We start from the raw sequence: 16,983 nt of genomic DNA on the forward strand, positions 1-16,983 counted from the left end.
CGGCTTCCACGGGGGACGGTCCGCGTTCGCGTGCCGGTGAGGGGTGGGTCCGTGACCGGTCACGGACCCACCCCTCACCAACGCTGTCACCAGGTGGCCCGCAGCTGGCGGATGATCCGGCGGCGCAGCCGCACCCGGCGGCTGCCATCGGGGTACAGCCGCATCCTCGCCAGCTCCCAGTGCCCGTACTCGGCGTGATCGGTCAGCAACTGGGTCGCTGACCGGCGGGAGACGCCCCGTGGGACATACACATCGCGAAATTCGTATTCCGGCATCTCATCTATTGTGCGCGCGGTGCCCGTCTGCGGATAGCGTCTGCACTATGTCTGATGCTGCGCAGCCCACCGCTGCCGACGTACGTGCCGCCGCCGAGGCAGTCAAAGCCGCGCTCGACCGGCACCTGGAGGCCGTCGAGCGACGGGCAGGGGCGTCTAGGGCGCCCGCCCCGGCGGTCTCCGGCGCGGGTGAGGGAGGCGAGAGCGCCTCGGCGCGCACCGCCGAGCTGGACGGCGCCGTCTACGCGGCCTTCGACCAGCTGGCCGCCGCCGGGGAGACCTACGACGAACTGCTCTACGAGCTTTACGACGAGGTCACGCCCTTCGAGATCCCGGGAAGCGACTCGCTGCCCGCGTACGCCGGCCCCGAGGTGCCCAGTGCGCTGAGCGTGCTGATCCGGCGGGACTACACCATCGCCGAGCCGCATCGGCTGCTGGCCCAGGCCGAGCGCGTCACGGAACTGGACCCGGAGTCGGCCGACGACGACGGCGTCGAGGGAGCTACAGCGGGCAGCAGCGTGCACGCCGCGCTGGGCGTGCTGTTCGGAGAGTACGAGCCCGACGAGATCGCCACCCGGCACGAGGAGTTCGGGCTGGAAGAGGGCGACTCCACCCTCTGGGTCTGCGCGACGGACGAGCCCAGCGAGCCCGGCGAATGGCTGGCGTCGCCCTTCGACCAGGCCGACCCGCTGCGGGTGGTCCGCCGCTTCGATGTCAGCTCCGTCTTCGACGACGAGGAACTGCTCCTGGTCGATGAGAGGGCCGAGGACGCCGGGGACGCGGAAGCTGACGAGGAGGACTTGGACGAGGATCTGGACGGCGAAGCCGACTTGGACGACGGCGACGGCGACGGCGGGGCGCGCGGGTCCGGCGGGGCGCGCGGGGCCCGCGTCCGTTAGAGCCTCACCCGAAGTGGGCGCGCCCTGGCTGAGCGACGAGGCTCGGAGCCGGGCCGCACGACCGGGCTGAGGGCCGGGCGCGCGCCCGGCCCTCAGCCCCTGCCCGCGCCCGCCGCCACGTTCACTCCTCGCCTTCGCCTGCCCCCTCGTCCCCGGCAACCGCAAGCGAGCCCGTGGCCGTGTCCGGGACCGCGCCCGGGACCGGGACCGGGGCCGCCGCTTCGGCTGCCGCCGCCTTCGCGGACTCTGTGAGCAGCGTGCGCAGCCGCGTCACCCGCTCCCGGGCCGTGCCGGAGACGACGGCCCGGGGCAGCGCGTCGCCCGCGCCGTGTACGACCGACAAGTGGCGGGCGGCGCGGCCGAAAGCGGTGTAGACCCACTCCCGCGTCAACGCGCCCCCCACGTCGCCCGGCAGCACCACAACGGCGGCCGGCCAGCGGGATCCCGCCGCCTGATGCGCCGTCACGGCCCACCCGTGGCGCACGGTCTCGGCGACCCTGTCCGGCGGCACCGTGACGGTGCGCCCGGCGCAGGCCAGGTGGAGGCCCGCGTCATCGGCCGAGGCGACGGTGCCCATGCGGGTGCGGCCCGGGGCGGGGGAGTGGGCCACCCGGTCGCCGGGGTCGAAGCCGCCGAAGCGCCCCGGGCCCGGGTTGAGCCGCTCCTTGAGCGCGGCGTTGAGTGCGCGCGTGCCCGCGGCGCCGCCGTGGCCCGGGGTGATGACCTGGGTGTCTTCGGAGGGGACGCCGATCGCGCGGGGCACCGAGTCGGCGACGAGCTGCACCGTCCGGTGCACGGCCTCGCCCGGGTCGCCGACCGGCACGATCACGACTTCCTTGCCGGGCGCCTCCACCTGGTTCAGCTCGCCGACGCCGATTCCGGAGACCAGCTCGCCCACCGGTCCCGGATCCGGCGTACGGGAGGCGACCTGGGGGCAGAAGCGGGCCGCCAGCAGGTCCTTGAACACCTGCCCGGGACCGGCGGCGCCGAGCACGCCCGGATCTGCGCTGAGCACCAACCGGGCCCCGTCCGGCAGGGATTCGAGCAGCGCCGCGCCGGTCTCGGCGTCGAGTTGCCCGGCATCGCACACGGCGAGCAGGTCGAGGGCGAGTGCGCCGTCCTCGTCCCGCCCGGGGCCCTCCGCCCCCGCCAGCACCCCCGCGACGGTGGCGGCGGGCAGGTCCGCGCCGGGCGCGGCCTTCTCCCCGCCGGGACGCTCGCCCCCGAGGTGTGCGCCGAGGAGGCCGGCCAGCCGGTCGCGACCGTCTTCGGTATGGGCCAGGACCCAGGCGCGCAGCCCCAGCCGGTGGGCCGTCGCGACCAGCGCGGCGGGCTCGGCGCGGGCTGCCTCGCCACCCGTATGGGCGACCAGGCCGTGTCCGGCCGCGGCGTTGATCAGCTCGCGGGCGGAGGGGGAGGGGGCCGCCGAAGCGGCGGCGGCCCACGCCTCGGACGAGACCCGGACCCGCGCGGCACCGACGGCCCCGCCTCCGCCTCCCTCGCCGTCCGTGGTGTCCCCGCCGCTCTCGCTGCCCCCGGCGCCGTCTGCGGATTCCGCCGCGCCGCCGGCCGTCGCCTCCGTCTCCCCTGCCTCCGGGGCGGTGAAGGTGCTGGTGATGCGGGCGAGGCCGTCGGCCAGGCTCTCCTCGGCCAGTGCGTAGCGATCCAGGCCCACCAGGAGGGTGACCGGGCGCTCCTGCGCTGCCTCCTCCTCGTGGCTCTCGTTCATGGCGGAGGCGACGGGGCCGCCGTCCAGCGCGTCTTCGAAGACCAGCACGGCGCCCGCGTCCACGGCCTGGCGGACGGCCTCTTCCGGGTCGGGCACGGCGTGCTGCGTCAGCCCCTCGGCCAGCGCCTCCGGCCCCAGGACCGTGTCGCCGGCCAGCGCCGCGCGCTCCAGCAGCCAGACCGTCAGCGCCACCGCCCGCCGCTCGTCCCCCGGGTCCGCCTCCTCGCCCAGCAGGGCGCGCGCGAAGCCGTCGGCCTGCTCGGGGCGTACGCCCGCGACTGCCAGCAGCTGCCAGGGGTCGGTCCGCAGCAGGTCGGCGGCGCCCTCCCCGAGCGCCTCTGCCACCCGCGGGCCCAGGGCCTCGGGGGCGCCGCCCTCCGTCAGCAGGGCCCGCACCTCCTCCGGGACGGTGACCGGACCCTCGCCGCGCGCCGCACGGGCCGCGGGCACCGGGCCGGGGGCAGGGCGGCGCGCGCCCTTCGCGGGGCCCGTGGCCTGGGCCGTGGGGGGAGCCGGGCGCGCGGTCTCGGTGAAGAAGGAGGCGGCGGGCCGCTCGCCGCTCTCCACCGCGCGGACGGCCGCGAGGAGTTCGGCTGCCTTGTCGTTCGTCACAGCTCGCTCCAGTCATGGTCGGGGTAGCGGTGCACGGGGGCCGAGACGTCGTCCAGCGCCGCGCGAATTTCCTCGGGAAGAGTAAGGCCCTCCACTGACAGCGCCGCCGTGAGCTGCTGCGCCGTCCGCGCGCCGACCAACGGCGCGACCACTCCCGGCCGGTCGCGCACCCACGCCAGCGCCACCTGCAGCGGGGGCAGCGCCAGCCCGTCGGCCGCTATAGAGACCGCGTCCACCACGCGCCCGGCCGCCTCGTCCAGGTACGGCTCGACGAAGGGTGCCAGCCGCTCGCAGGCACCTCGCGACCCGGCGGGCGGTGGGCCCGGCTGACGGTACTTGCCGGTGAGCACGCCCCGGCCCAGCGGGGAGGAGGGCAGCAGGCCGATGCCCAGGTCCAGCGCGGCGGGCAGCACCTCGCGCTCGATCCCGCGCTGGAGCAGCGAATATTCCAGTTGCGCGGCGGCCAGCCGGGTGCGCGGGCCCGGCGCCGCGAGCTGCCAGGCGGCGGCCTTGGCGAGCTGCCAGCCGGAGAAGCCCGTCACCCCCGCGTAGCGGGCCCGGCCGCTGGCGACGGCGGTGTCGAGGGCGTGGAGCGTCTCGTCCAGGGGCGTGCAGGGGTCGAAGGCGTGCACCTGCCACAGATCGACATGGTCGGTGCCCAGCCGCTCCAGCGAGGCGTCCAGCGCCGAGAGGAGGTGGCCGCGCGAGCAGTCGATTCTGCGGTCGGGGTCGGGCACGCTGCCGGCCTTGGTGGCGATCACCAGGTCGCGGCGCGGCACCAGGTCGTGCATCAGCCGCCCGAGCAGGTATTCGGCCTCTCCGTCGCCGTACACATCGGCGGTGTCGATGAGGTTGCCGCCCGCCTCCCAGAACGCCTTGAGCTGGCCCGCGGCGTTCTCCTCGTGCTCGAAGTGCGCTCCGCGCCCGCCCGAGGCGTGCTCATCGCTGCCCCGCGCCCAGTTGAGAGTGCCCAGGCCGATCCGGGATACGCGCAGGCCAGTGCGGCCGAGGTGCCTTAGCTCCATGGGCGTTGAGCGTACTTGCGGCGGGCGCTAGAGTCCGGGGGGTCACCGACATTACTGATCAGTAAGGGGAGTGGGCGGCATGGGGATGCGACTGGGCATCAACCTCGGCTACTGGGGCGCCGGCATGGATGCCGACAACCTCGCTGTCGCACAGGAGGCCGACCGGCTCGGCTATGACGTCTGCTGGGCGGCCGAGGCGTACGGCTCCGATGCCGCGACCGTGCTCACCTGGGTCGCGGCGCACACCGAGAGCATCGACGTGGCCGCCGGGATCTTCCAGATCCCCGCGCGCACACCGGCCATGACGGCCATGACCGCCGCCACCCTCGACTCCCTCTCCGGCGGGCGCTTCCGCCTGGGCCTCGGCGTCTCCGGCCCGCAGGTGTCCGAGGGCTGGTACGGCGTCAAGTTCGACAGGCCGCTGGCCCGCACCCGCGAGTACGTGGAGATCATCCGCAAGGCCATGTCGCGCGAGCGCCTCAGCTACGAGGGCAAGCACTGGACGCTGCCGCTGCCCGGCGGACCGGGCAAGCCGATCAAGCTCACCGTCCACCCCGAGCGGGAGGAGATCCCGCTCTACATCGCCGCCATCGGCCCCAAGAACCTCCAGCAGACCGGGGAGATCGCCGACGGCGTGCTGCTGGTCTTCTTCTCGCCCGAGCACGCCGAGGAGACCACCCTCCAGCACCTGCGCTCCGGCCGGGAGGCCGCGGGCAAGACCCTGGCGGGCTTCGATGTGTGCCCGACCGTCCCGATGGCCGTCGGCGACGACATCGACGCGCTGGCCGACCTCTTCCGCCCGTACACCGCCTTGTACGTGGGCGGGATGGGCAGCCGCGAGCAGAACTTCTACAACAAGCTCGCCGGACGCATGGGCTACGCGAAGGAGGCCGCCGAGATCCAGGAGAAGTACCTGGCCGGCGACAAGGAGGGCGCGGCAGCCGCCGTCCCCCGCGAACTGATCGACTCCACCACGCTCCTCGGCCCCGTCGAGCGGATCTCGGAGCGGATGAGCGCCTACGCGGACGCCGGGGTGACCACCCTCTCCCTCGCCCCGGCGGGCTTCTCGCTGGAGGAGCGGCTCGCGAGCCTGCGCGCGGGGGTGGCGGCCCTGGACCGCGCCGGCCTCGCCTGACCCGGGAGCTTCCGCACGCACGGCGGTGGTCTCCCGGGGCGGCTGCGCTTGCGTGGCTCGCGCGGCGGCCGTGGTCCGGGTGGCCGCCGTGCCCCGTAAGGAGTAAGCGCCGGGACATGCTTGCGGCCGTGGTGGGGGCTCGGGGGCGGCCCCGCCACGGCCGTCACGGAGCACAACGCCGCCCGGCCCCACCGGTTACGCGGGGCGCGTGGACGGCTGCCCCGACCCGGCCCCGATCGGCTCCTCACGTGTTGCCCGCACACGCATCCGGCATTTGACTCGTTCTCTGCGGACGTTCTCCGCGGGCGTCCGCTGCGGATGTCGTGCTCTGCGGGTTGTCGCACGGAGGTGCCATCGATGCTCTCGGCCAGGAATCTCTTCCAGGAAATCCTCGACAACGACGAGTCCTTCCGGCTGTTCTGCTCCATCGCGGCCAGCGGGGAGGCCCAGGGCGGCTGGGAGAACGGCCGGATCGCGGCGCTCGTACCCGAGAGCAAGCGCCACCTGGCACCCAAGATCGCGCGGCACGGCGCCGACGAGGACAAACACAGCCGGATCTTCACCGCCCTGCTGCACAAGCGGGGACTGGAGGTCACGGAGATCCCCGAGGACACCGACTACACGATGATCCTGGAGGGGCTCGGGATCGGCCTCGGCCACGAGAAGCTGCGTCGCGACGAGCCGCTGAGCGAACACGACGTGCTCAGCTACCTCGCGCACAGCCGCGTCACCGAACAGCGCGCCTCGGAAGAGATGATCCAGTTCAAGAAGTTCTTCGGCGACCATCCGGACCTGGGCCGCGCCGTCCGGATGATCTCGGCGGACGAGGACAACCACCTGGCCTACTGCCACGAGGAACTGCTCCGCCTCACCGACGAGGGGCACGGCCGCGAGATCCGGGCGCTGCTACGCGAGAGCGCCCTCGCCGAGATCAAGGTCTACCGCGACGTCAGCCTTGCCGTCATGAGCCGGATGGCGCGCCTTCTGGGCTGGTCCAGGCCGAAGTTCGGGCTCCTCGCGCTGGGCATCCACGGCAGGTACGCCGCCGAACGGGTGGGCGGATGGCGCCGGATGGTGAGCCTCCGGATGCCCGAGCGGCGCGACGCGCTGGGCGGCGGCCCGGCCGACGCGGCCCCCGAGTTCGCCTGAGCGCGGCGGTCGCGGCGGTTGACGGCGGGGGCCGGGGACCGGGAGCCGAGGAGCCCGCAGGAGCGGGCGGGAGGCGTCGAGTGCACTCCCGCCGGGTGTCACAGCCAGCCGCGCCGCTTGAAGACGCGGAAGAGGACGACGCACACCGTCAGCATCAGCAAGATGACCGCCGGATAGCTCCACACCCAGTGCAGTTCGGGCATGTGGTCGAAGTTCATGCCGTAGACCCCCGCGATCGCGGTCGGCACGGCGAACATGGCCGCCCACGCCGAGATCTTGCGCATGTCGTCGTTCTGGCGCACGCCCATCTGCGCCAGATACGCCGAGAGGATGTCGGTCAGCAGCCGGTCGATGCTCTCCACCTGCTCGTTGACCCGCGAGAGGTGGTCGGCCACATCCCGGAAGAACAGCAGCGCGTCCTTGTGCACGAACGGCACCCCCGCGCCCGTCAGCCGGGTCACCGGGTCCGCCAGGGGCATCGTCGCCCGGCGGAACTCCAGCGCGCGGCGCTTGAACTCGTAGATCCTGCTCGCCGTGTCCGCGCCCACCCGGCTGTTCGTGGCGAAGACCCCGGCCTCCAGCTCGTCCAGATCGGTGTGCAGGGCCGCCGCGACATCCAGGTAGTGGTCCACCACGGCATCCGCCACCGCGTACATCACCGCCGAAGGGCCGTGCCGCAGCACACCGGGATCCTCCTCCAGCCGGGTGCGTACCGCGCCCAGCGGACTCGCCCGGCCGTGCCGCACCGTCAGCACGAACGAGTCGCCCACGAAGACCATCACCTCACCGGTGACCAGGCCCCCGTCGTCGCCCTCGTAGGCGACCGGCTTGAGAACGAGGAAGAGCGAACCGGTGTAGATCTCCAGCTTCGGCCGCTGGTGGGCGCGCAGCGCGTCCTCCACCGCCAGCGGGTGCAGCCCGAAATCCTGGGTGATCTGACCGAACTCCTCCTCGGTCGGCTCGTGCAGGCCGATCCACAAGAACGCGTCCGCCGCCGAGCGGGCCTCGCGCAGCGCGGCGGAGAAGTCCCGCGAAGGCTCGGTACGGCGCCCCTCGCGGTAGAGCGCGCAATCGACGATCACTCCTCGTATTGTTCCGCGATCCGCGCGTCCCACAACCGGAGAGCGTCGCTCGAACCGGACAGCGGCGCTGGAGGCACCTCGCTTAGGCTTGCGGACATGCCCACGCTCATCCTCGTACGGCACGGCAGATCCACCGCGAACACCTCCGGCGTACTGGCCGGCCGCACGCCCGGCGTCACGCTGGACGAGCAGGGCCAGCGGCAGGCCGGGGAGCTGCCCGCGCGGCTGGCCCGGCTGCCGCTGGCCGCCGCCGTCAGCAGCCCGCTCCGCCGCTGCCAGGAGACCCTGGCGCCGCTGACAGCGGCCCGCCCCGGCGTGCCGCTGCACACCGAAGAGCGCATCACCGAGTGCGACTACGGGGAGTGGAGTGGCCGCAAGCTCGCCGAACTGAACGACGAGCCCCTGATGGAGACCGTGCAGCAGCACCCCTCGGCCGCCGTCTTCCCCGCCGGTGAGTCCCTGCGCGCCATGCAGGCCAGGGCCGTGGAGGCGGTACGCGAGTGGAACGCGCGCATCGCGGAGAGGCACGGGGCCGACGCGGTGTACGCGATGTGCTCGCACGGCGACATCATCAAGTCGATCGTGGCCGACGCCCTGGGCATGCACCTGGACCTCTTCCAGCGCATTTCGGTCGGACCCTGCTCGGCGACGGTGATCACCTACACCCCGCGGCGCCCCTTCCTGCTGCGCCTCGGCGACACCGGAGAGCTGGCCTCCCTGGCCCCGCCCGAGCGCGGCGAGGACGACGCGGACGAGGCGGCGGGCCCGGGCCCCGGCGGGGGTGCCGGCCCCGGCCCCGGCGACGGACGCGCGACCGTGGGAGGAAGCGCCTGAGCACGATGATCGGCACGCACAGTAGGGTGCGGGTGTCCGAAGCTTCACGTACCCGTCGACTTTTCGGAGCAGGACGTGTCCCGTCAGGTGTTCCTGTACGACCCGCCGGACCGGTTCATCGCCGGAACGGTCGGGCTGCCTGGCCGCCGCACCTTCTTCCTCCAGGCCAGCGCCGGCGCCCGCACCACGAGCGTGGCCTTGGAGAAGGCGCAGGTGGAGGCGCTCGCCGAGCGGATCGACGAGCTGCTCGACGAGGTGGTGCGCCGCTCGGGCGGCAGCGCCCCCGTCCCGGCCGTCGCCTCCTCCGAGGTCGATGACACCGACCCCCTGGAATCCCCCGTCGAGGAGGAGTTCCGAGTGGGCACCATGGCCCTGGCCTGGGACGGCGAGGGCGAACGCATGGTCGTCGAGGCCCAGGCCATCGTGGAACTGGAGCCCGACGCCGACGAGGACCTCGCGGACGCCGAGGAGCGCCTCCTCCAGGACGACGAGAACGGCCCGCCGATGCTGCGGGTCCGCATCAGCGGCAGCATGGCCCGGTCCTTCGCCAAGCGGGCCATGGAGGTCGTGAACGCGGGCCGCCCCCCGTGCCCGCTGTGCAGTCTGCCGCTCGATCCGGAGGGACACGTATGTCCGCGCCAGAACGGATACCGCCGGGGCGAATGAGCGAGACCTCTTTGACCGGTGAGGCCACCCGCGTCCTGCTCGCCGAGGGCACCCTCACGGTCCTGGGACAGATCACGGAGGCGTCCAACGCCGTGCTGTACGGCACGGTCGAACACGAGGGGCGCACGCTGCCCTGCGTCTACAAGCCGGTGGCCGGCGAGCGCCCCCTGTGGGACTTCCCCGACGGCAACCTCGCCCGCCGCGAGGTCGCCGCCTACGAGGTCTCCCGCGCGCTGGGCTGGCCCCTGATACCCGCCACGGTGCTTCGCGAGGGCCCGCACGGCGAGGGCATGTGCCAGGCGTGGGTCGGCGAACCCCTGGACGCCGCCCAGCGAGCCGAGGCCCCCCGCGAGCCGGATGCCCCGCAGCAACCGGATGCCCGGCGGGAGTCGGACGCACCGGATGAAGGCGAAATACCCCCGCCCGGCGCGGAGAAGGAGCGGGACCCGGGGCAGCCGGAGCCGGAGCCGCTGCTCGCGCTGATCGAGGGGGACGAGCCGGGGGAGGGCTGGAAGGCGGTCGGCTTCGCGGACGTCGGCGGCGGCCGGACGGCGCTGCTCGTACACGCCGACGACCCCCGCCTGCGGCGGCTCGCCGTCCTCGACGCCGTGATCAACAACGGCGACCGCAAGGGCGGACACCTGCTGCCGCTGCCGGACGGCCGGCTGTACGCCATCGACCACGGCGTGAGCTTCCACGTGGACGACAAGCTGCGCACTCTGCTGTGGGGCTGGGCAGGTGAGGAGCTGACCGCCGAGGCCACCGAGGCCCTGCGCGGACTGTCGGCGGCACTCTCACCCGGACTCCGGGCCCAGGACGCCGCGCAGGGAACGGGAACGCCGGCCGTACGCCTCTGCGAGCTGCTGACCGGCGCCGAGGTCGAGGCCATGCGCAAGCGCGTGGAGGCCATGCTCAGCTCCGGGCGGCACCCGCTGCCCGGCAGCGACTGGCCCGCCATCCCCTGGCCACCGCTCTGACGAGCCTGCCCGGAGAGTATGCCGACGCCGGCCCGAGAGGATGCCGACGGCAAAGATGTGCGGGGCACCGGTCCGACCGTATACGGAACACCAGTCCGGGTTAGGCTCAAGGCATGTATGCCTGGCCCGCTACCGAGGTCCCCGTCCTGCCTGGCCAGGGCCGCGACCTCGACATCCACGACACCGCGACCGGCGGACGGGTGACCCTCGTCCCCGGCCCCGTCGCCCGTATATACGTCTGCGGCATCACGCCGTACGACGCCACTCACCTGGGACACGCGGCGACCTATAACGCGTTCGACCTCGTTCAGCGCGTATGGCTCGACACCAAGCGGCAGGTTCAGTACATACAGAATGTCACCGACGTCGATGACCCGCTCCTGGAGCGGGCCGTCGCCACCGGGATGGACTGGACAGCGCTCGCCGAGCGCGAAACCGCGCTGTTCCGCGAGGACATGACGGCACTTCGGATGCTGCCGCCGGAGCACTACGTCGGCGCCGTGGAATCCATCCCGAAGATCGTCCCCCTGGTCGAACGGCTCCGCGACATGGGAGCCGCCTACGAACTCGAAGGGGACGTCTACTTCTCCGTCGAGGCCGACGCGCACTTCGGACAGGTCTCCCGCTACGACGCCGAGACGATGCGACTGCTGTCGGCCGAGCGCGGCGGCGACCCCGAGCGGCCCGGCAAGAAGAACCCGCTCGACCCCATGCTCTGGACCGCGGCACGCGAGGGCGAGCCGCACTGGGACGGCGGCTCGCTCGGCCCCGGCCGGCCCGGCTGGCATATCGAGTGTGTGGCCATCGCCCTGGAACACCTGGGCATGGGCTTCGACGTCCAGGGCGGCGGCTCCGACCTGGCCTTCCCGCACCATGAGATGGGCGCCTCGCACGCACAGGCGCTGACCGGGGAGTTCCCCTTCGCGCGCACCTACGTGCACGCGGGGATGGTCGGGCTGGACGGCGAGAAGATGTCCAAGTCCAAGGGCAACCTCGTCTTCGTCTCCCAACTCCGGCGCGACGGCGTCGATCCGGCCGCCATCCGGCTGGCGCTGCTGGCCAACCACTACCGCGCCGACTGGGAGTACACGGAAGAGGTACTGGCCGAGGCCAAGGCCCGCCTCGGCCGCTGGCGCGCGGCGGTCTCGCGGCCGGACGGCCCGGCCGCCGAAGGCATGCTGGAAGAGGTCCGCACGGCGCTCGCCGACGACCTCGACTCACCCGCGGCACTGGCGGCCATCGACCGCTGGGCCCAGCAACAGGCTTCGGGGGGCGGCACGGACGAGGGCGCCCCCGGGCTGGTCTCCCGTACGGCCGACGCGCTGCTGGGCGTCGCGCTGTGAGGTGAGCGGGGACTTCGGGACCGGCTTGAACTCCGGTGCCGGATGGAGCTGAGTTTTCGAGTTTTCACGAAGAGCCGCGGAGGAGGGGACCGGCGGTGCCGCTCGCGGCACCGCCGGTCGTGTGTGTGCGCGTCAGGTGCGGCGCCTGTCGCCGTTCGGGCAGGGCCGTTACGCCCCGCCGCCGGGATCGCCCGGGCCGCGGGACCCGTCGCTGGGGCCGCCGGACTCCGGGCCGTCGTCCCCGGGCTCTCCTCGTTCCTCGGCCGCTCCGGGCTCGGATTCCTCGGAGGGCCCGGCAGACGATCCCGTCCCGGCCGTGCCTTCGGACTCCTGGGTTCCGGCATCCGGGTCCTCGGCGGCCCGGCGCCCGCCGGCCTTCTTCCTTCCCGTGGCGCCCTTGTCTGCCGGGCCCTTGTCAGCCGCGCCTTCGCCCGTCGCGCTCTCGCCCTTGGCGCCCGCACCCTCGGCACGCTCGTCCGCCGAGCCGCCGTCCGCCGAGTCACCGCTCTCCGGGGCGCCCTCCGGCGCCCCGGACTGTTCCGCGGAGCCGGGCATCGGCGGCTCGCCCGTCGGCTTGTGCGGCGGGGACTGCTGGCCCGGGTCCTTCAGGAACGGCGAGGCCCCGGCGGCTGGGCCGCCCTGCTCGGCCGAACCGTCCCTGCGGCGCAGATAGCGCTCGAACTCCTTGGCGATGGCCTCACCCGAAGCCTCCGGCAGCTCCGCCGTGTCGCGGGCTTCTTCCAGGGACTGGACGTACTCGGCCACCTCGCTGTCCTCCGCCGCGAGCTGGTCGACGCCCAGCTGCCAGGCCCGCGCGTCCTCGGGCAGCTCACCGAGGGGAATCCGCAGACCCAGCAGATCCTCCAGCTTGTTGAGCAGCGCGAGCGTCGCCTTGGGGTTGGGCGGCTGCGAGACGTAGTGCGGTACGGAGGCCCAGAGGCTGGCCGCCGGGACGCCCGCGTGGGTGCAGGCTTCCTGGAGGATGCCGACGATGCCCGTGGGGCCCTCGTAGCTGGACTCCTCCAGATTCATGGTCCGCGCCAGATCGGGGTCGGAGGTCACGCCCGTGACCGGGACCGGACGGGTGTGCGGGGTGTCGCCGAGCAGCGCGCCCATGACGACCACCAGCTCGACACCCAGCTCGTGCGCGAAGCCCAGGATCTCGTTGCAGAACGACCGCCACCGCATGCTCGGTTCGATGCCGCGCACCAGCACCAGGTCGCGCTGTCTGCCCTTGCCGTCGGCGTCCTCCACCCGCACCACCGACAGCCGCGTCGTGGGCCAGGTGATCTTGCGCGCGCCGTCGTCCAGCCACACCTGGGGGCGGTTGACCTGGAAGTCGTAGTAGTCCTCCGCGTCCAGCGCGGCGAACACCTCGCCCTTCCACTCCCGCTCCAGGTGGGTGATCGCGGTGGAGGCGGCGTCGCCGGCGTCGTTCCAGCCTTCGAACGCGGCCACCATGACTGGGTCGACCAGCTCGGGAACCCCCTCCAGCTCGATCACCCAGCGCCTCCTTCCGGCCGTTGCAGAGCCCTTCCGCTCCGCCCCGGCACCCCGTGCCGTACCTGCGTCGCCTGCCGCTGCCAGCGCGTCCACCCGCCGCTGCCAGCTCTTTCGTGCGGGGCCCAGCCTACGGCGTGACGGCGCCCCCGCCGCAGCCCCCGCACGCCTCCAGATCGGTGCCGCACACCACTGGACGACCGGACACGACAGAGCTATACATCGGACCTATGGACAGAGGTCCGATGTATAGCATCGCCGGGTTCGAGGTCCACGACGTCCGCTTCCCCACCTCGGAACAGGCCGTGCTCTCCCTCCCCTCGCCATGCCGGCCGACCATGTGCGCGAGGGAATCCGGGTCAACTGCGTCAACCCCGGCACCGCGGACACCCCATGGATCGGGCGGCTGCTCGATGCCGCACCCGACCCCGAGGCCGAGTGCGCGGCGCTGGAGGCCCGCCAGCCCACAGGGCGCCTGGTGCGGGCAGCGGAAGTCGCCGAAGCCGTGGCCTACTTGGCGAGTCCGTGCGCCGCGGCGGTCACCGGCACGGCGCTCTCGGTGGACGGCGGCATGCAGGGGCTCACACTGCGCCCGCGAAGCCCCGCCGACTGACGCACGCGCCCGGCGCGCCGACCACTGCGCGCCCCGGTCCGCTTCACGCACCGGGCGCGGACCGCGCACCCCCGCGCGCCCAGGGTGCGGGCCCCGCGGCCTGGGCATGAAGCCTTTCCGCCGGGGCGCGGCACCCACACCCCGAAGCCGCGACACCGACCACGAGGACCACGGGAACGTCGCAGGCCACGCGGGCCACGGCAACGCGGCCCGCGTCTACGGCATCCCGTACCCCGGCCGCCCCTGAACCGGCCCCTGGCGCCTGTCGCGGTCCCACCTGCCGTGGCCCCCACCGGCCGCGGTCCCAAAGGCGCGGTCCCGCAGGCCGCGAGCCTGCGGGGGCCGGTACCCCGCAGGCCGGCCCGTCGCGCTTTCACCCGCCGCCGTCGCGGGTCACAGCGTGGAGCGCAGCCACTGTTCGACGCCGGCGATGTGCACCGTGGACCAGGAGCGCGCGGCCTCCGTGTCCCGGGCGCGCAGGGCCGCCAGGATCTGGCGGTGCTCGTGCAGCGTGCGGCTGACCGCGTCCTCCTGCGTCAGTCCGCGCCAGACCCGCGCCCTGGTCGTCGGCCCGGAGAGGCCGTCCAGCAGGGAGCACAGCACGGAGTTGCCGGAGGCCGCCGCGATGCGGCGGTGGAACTCCAGGTCGGCGGTGACCAGTTCCTCCACGGAGGGCTCGGCACCGTGCGCGTCCAACTGGGCTTCCAGCGCGTCCAGTTCATCCTCGCCGATGCGCGAGCCGGCCATCGCCGTGGCGGCGGGCTCCAGGATGCGGCGTACCGCGAGGAACTCCAGCGCGGTGTCGTCGCGGTGGAAGTCCACCACGAAGCTCATGGCCTCCAGCAGCAGTTGCGGGTCGAGGCTGGTCACATAGGTGCCATCGCCCTGGCGCACGTCGAGGATGCGGATCAGGGACAGCGCGCGCACGGCCTCCCGCAGGGAGTTGCGGGACAACCCCAGCCCGGTGGCCAGCTCGTTCTCCTTGGGCAGCCGGTCGCCGGGGCGCAGGGCGCCAGAGACGATCATCCCCTTGATCTTCTCGATCGCCTCGTCGGTTACCGCCACGCCGCCTCCTCGCACCCCTGGCCGTCGGCTTCGTCCGGCCTTCGGTCTCGCCATGCGCCCACCCAGACATCCGATGTCTGGCCCTCATTATGGCCCGGGTCCCGTGAGACGGCCCTCGGGGGTGCGCCTTCTCGTTGTTTTCGAGTACGGCGAACGTGATGTCCGGGCCGGGGGTCTTCCGCCGGATATGCCGCGTGCGTCCGGCACTTCGCCGGTGCGGGGCTCGTAATTCCCCCGCACGTCTCTTGACGCACCAGCCTCGCCCGCACTTAACTCCGTCCACAAGAATAGACATCGTTTTCATACATGGACGAGTGGTGCGAGCGCGGCCGTGCGGCCATATCGCCCCGCCCGGGACACCTCCGGGACACCGCCCCGGACCGGCGGCGCGCGCTGGGCGCGTGCCGGCGCGTCCGCGGCGCTCTCCCCTGCCCACCTACCCGGCGTACCGGCGTACCGGCACGTGTACCCGCGCCCAAGGAGGAACGAGGAACGATGAAGCCCCCTCTCCGCCGTCCGCCCGCGCCTTCCCGCCGTCCGCAGGGCCGCCGCGCCGCCGTGCCTGCCGCCGCGCTCGCCGCCGCGTGTGCGCTGCTGGCCGGAGGATGCACGGTCGCCAACTCCGGGTCGGCCGCCGGTGCCGACGCCGTCCAGATCGTGCTGCCCGAGGAGCCGCCCACCCTGGAGCCCTGCGACGCCTCGCTGACCGCCACCGGCCGCGTCGTACGCTCCAACATCACCGAGCCGCTCGCCGAGCGCGTGCCCGAGACCGGCAAGCTCGAACCCAAGCTCGCCACCGGGTGGCGGCACACCTCGCCGACCACCTGGGAGTTCACCCTCCGCCAGGGCGTCACCTTCCACGACGGCACGGCCTTCACCGCGAAGGACGCCGCCTTCTCCATCGAGCGGGCGACCGGCTCCGGCATCGAGTGCAACGTGGACGGCTATGTCTTCGGCGACAGCGAGATCACCGCCACCCCGCTCAACGGCACCACGCTCAAGGTCACTTCGCCGCAGCCGGACCCCATCTTGCCGCTGCGGCTGTCCTTCGTGGAGATGGTGCCGACGACCACGGCCGCCACATCCAAGGTGCGCGAACCGGTCGGCACGGGCCCCTACCGCATCGACGCCTGGAACCAGGGCATCAATCTGCGCCTCGCCCGCTACGACGGCTACTGGGGCAAGGCTCCCGACTACGCCGCGGCCCTCTACACCTGGCGGGCCGAGGGCAGCGTCCGCGCCGCGATGATCAGCAGCGGTGAGGCGGATGTCGCCGTGGGGCTGGCACCGGCCGACGGCGCCGGCGACAACGCCGTGGAGTACCCGAACAACGAGACCTCCTACCTGCGCATGGACGCGGACAAGCCCCCGCTGGACGACCTGCGGGTACGTCGCGCCATCAACTACGCCATCGACAGAAAGGGACTGGTCGCCTCCGTCTTCGCCGGGCTCGGCAAACCCGCGGGGCAGCTCGTCCCCGACGGGGTGACCGGCTACAACCCCGGCATCAAAGCCTGGCCGTACGACATGAAACGGGCCAAGACCCTCATCGGCCAGGCCCGCGCCGACGGCGTTCCCGTCCGCACCAAGATCACCATCATCGGCCGCAACGGCATCTACCCCAAGGCCGCCGAGGCCATGGAAGTGGTGCAGAACGCGCTGCGCGAGGCCGGACTGAACGTGGAGGTGAAGATGCTGGATGTGAACGCCTGGACGGAGTACCTGCTCCGCCCGTTCCCCGGGAATGCCGGGCCGACCCTGCTCCAGGCCCAGCACGGCAACCAGGCCGGTGACGCCGCGTTCACCATGGACCAGATCTACGGCAGCAAGGGCGCCCAGAGCAGCTACGGCACCCCCGCCCTCGACAAGAAGATCCAGCGGGCCGCACGCGCCGCCGGAAGCGACCGGCAAGCCGGCTTCGCCGACGCCCTCGCCCACCAGAACGAAAAGGTCGTACGGGACGCCGTGCTCGCCCACATGACGGGCATCATCGCGCTGGCGCCCGACGTGTCGTACAAGCCGAACCGGGCCAGCGGCGACGAGATGCACCTGGCCGAGATCCACCCGGCGGGCTGAGGG

Annotated in this window: 15 protein-coding genes and 1 pseudogene; 10 read left to right on the plus strand and 6 right to left on the minus strand. The window is 73.0% G+C overall.

Going from position 1 to position 16,983, the window contains the following annotated elements; genetic code table 11:
* Positions 1-86 precede the first annotated feature (86 nt).
* Positions 87-275, minus strand: coding sequence for a DUF5703 family protein (locus tag ABD339_RS00700; RefSeq protein WP_344561017.1), 189 nt, complete (start codon positions 273-275; stop codon positions 87-89).
* A 47-nt stretch (positions 276-322) separates the two neighbouring features.
* Here ABD339_RS00700 and ABD339_RS00705 point away from each other — a divergent pair, with 47 nt between their 5' ends.
* Entirely contained in the window at positions 323-1,174 is an 852-nt protein-coding gene (locus tag ABD339_RS00705) for a hypothetical protein (RefSeq protein ID WP_344561019.1), read from the plus strand.
* A 121-nt stretch (positions 1,175-1,295) separates the two neighbouring features.
* Here ABD339_RS00705 and ABD339_RS00710 read toward each other — a convergent pair whose 3' ends face one another.
* Positions 1,296-3,515, minus strand: a complete 2,220-nt coding sequence (locus tag ABD339_RS00710; RefSeq protein ID WP_344561021.1) for a helix-hairpin-helix domain-containing protein — start codon at positions 3,513-3,515, stop codon at positions 1,296-1,298.
* Positions 3,512-4,540: an aldo/keto reductase gene (locus ABD339_RS00715; protein ID WP_344561022.1), complete on the minus strand. Its 1,029-nt coding sequence runs from the start codon at positions 4,538-4,540 to the stop codon at positions 3,512-3,514. Before ABD339_RS00715 ends, ABD339_RS00710 begins: the two co-directional genes overlap by 4 nt.
* An 85-nt stretch (positions 4,541-4,625) precedes the next feature.
* On the opposite strand from ABD339_RS00715, the gene ABD339_RS00720 reads away from it, so the two are divergent.
* Together ABD339_RS00720 and ABD339_RS00725 are read left to right on the plus strand one after the other, a co-directional pair.
* Positions 4,626-5,675, plus strand: a complete 1,050-nt coding sequence (locus ABD339_RS00720) for an LLM class F420-dependent oxidoreductase (protein WP_344561574.1) — start codon at positions 4,626-4,628, stop codon at positions 5,673-5,675.
* 357 nt (positions 5,676-6,032) lie between these two features.
* Positions 6,033-6,824, plus strand: a complete 792-nt coding sequence (locus ABD339_RS00725; protein ID WP_344561023.1) for a ferritin-like domain-containing protein — start codon at positions 6,033-6,035, stop codon at positions 6,822-6,824.
* 98 nt (positions 6,825-6,922) lie between these two features.
* Here ABD339_RS00725 and corA read toward each other — a convergent pair whose 3' ends face one another.
* Positions 6,923-7,915: a magnesium/cobalt transporter CorA gene (gene corA, locus ABD339_RS00730; RefSeq protein ID WP_344561576.1), complete on the minus strand. Its 993-nt coding sequence runs from the start codon at positions 7,913-7,915 to the stop codon at positions 6,923-6,925.
* Positions 7,916-8,002: 87 nt separating this feature from the next.
* Here corA and ABD339_RS00735 point away from each other — a divergent pair, with 87 nt between their 5' ends.
* The 4 genes from ABD339_RS00735 (at position 8,003) to mshC (ending at position 11,726) form a co-directional block, all read left to right on the plus strand.
* Complete coding sequence (locus ABD339_RS00735) at positions 8,003-8,740, plus strand: histidine phosphatase family protein (RefSeq protein ID WP_344561024.1); 738 nt, start codon at positions 8,003-8,005, stop codon at positions 8,738-8,740.
* A 75-nt stretch (positions 8,741-8,815) separates the two neighbouring features.
* Positions 8,816-9,406: a DUF3090 domain-containing protein gene (locus tag ABD339_RS00740; RefSeq protein ID WP_344561026.1), complete on the plus strand. Its 591-nt coding sequence runs from the start codon at positions 8,816-8,818 to the stop codon at positions 9,404-9,406.
* The gene (locus tag ABD339_RS00745; protein WP_344561028.1) at positions 9,370-10,383 is read left to right on the plus strand and encodes an SCO1664 family protein; all 1,014 of its coding nucleotides are present in this window, start codon (positions 9,370-9,372) and stop codon (positions 10,381-10,383) included. Before ABD339_RS00740 ends, ABD339_RS00745 begins: the two co-directional genes overlap by 37 nt.
* A 113-nt stretch (positions 10,384-10,496) precedes the next feature.
* Positions 10,497-11,726 carry a cysteine--1-D-myo-inosityl 2-amino-2-deoxy-alpha-D-glucopyranoside ligase gene (mshC, locus tag ABD339_RS00750; RefSeq protein WP_344561030.1) on the plus strand — a complete coding sequence of 410 codons (1,230 nt, stop codon included), beginning with the start codon at positions 10,497-10,499 and terminating at the stop codon, positions 11,724-11,726.
* A 168-nt stretch (positions 11,727-11,894) separates the two neighbouring features.
* Here the strand turns inward: mshC and ABD339_RS00755 are convergent, their stop codons facing one another.
* Positions 11,895-13,229 carry a PAC2 family protein gene (locus ABD339_RS00755; protein ID WP_344561032.1) on the minus strand — a complete coding sequence of 445 codons (1,335 nt, stop codon included), beginning with the start codon at positions 13,227-13,229 and terminating at the stop codon, positions 11,895-11,897.
* Between the two features lie 313 nt (positions 13,230-13,542).
* Between ABD339_RS00755 and ABD339_RS00760 the strand changes: the two are divergent.
* Both ABD339_RS00760 and ABD339_RS00765 read left to right on the plus strand, forming a co-directional pair.
* Positions 13,543-13,839: pseudogene (locus ABD339_RS00760) on the plus strand (SDR family oxidoreductase); the annotation flags it as partial.
* A gap of 106 nt (positions 13,840-13,945) precedes the next feature.
* Positions 13,946-14,086: a hypothetical protein gene (locus ABD339_RS00765; RefSeq protein ID WP_344561034.1), complete on the plus strand. Its 141-nt coding sequence runs from the start codon at positions 13,946-13,948 to the stop codon at positions 14,084-14,086.
* Positions 14,087-14,232: 146 nt separating this feature from the next.
* On the opposite strand, the gene ABD339_RS00770 is transcribed toward ABD339_RS00765, so the two are convergent.
* Complete coding sequence (locus ABD339_RS00770; protein ID WP_344561038.1) at positions 14,233-14,904, minus strand: FadR/GntR family transcriptional regulator; 672 nt, start codon at positions 14,902-14,904, stop codon at positions 14,233-14,235.
* Positions 14,905-15,399: 495 nt separating this feature from the next.
* On the opposite strand from ABD339_RS00770, the gene ABD339_RS00775 reads away from it, so the two are divergent.
* Positions 15,400-16,980 carry an ABC transporter substrate-binding protein gene (locus tag ABD339_RS00775; protein WP_344561041.1) on the plus strand — a complete coding sequence of 527 codons (1,581 nt, stop codon included), beginning with the start codon at positions 15,400-15,402 and terminating at the stop codon, positions 16,978-16,980.
* The last annotated feature ends 3 nt before the right edge of the window (positions 16,981-16,983 follow it).

It is taken from the genome of Streptomyces axinellae, from assembly GCF_039532135.1.
Classification (GTDB): Bacteria; Actinomycetota; Actinomycetes; order Streptomycetales; family Streptomycetaceae; genus Streptomyces; species Streptomyces axinellae.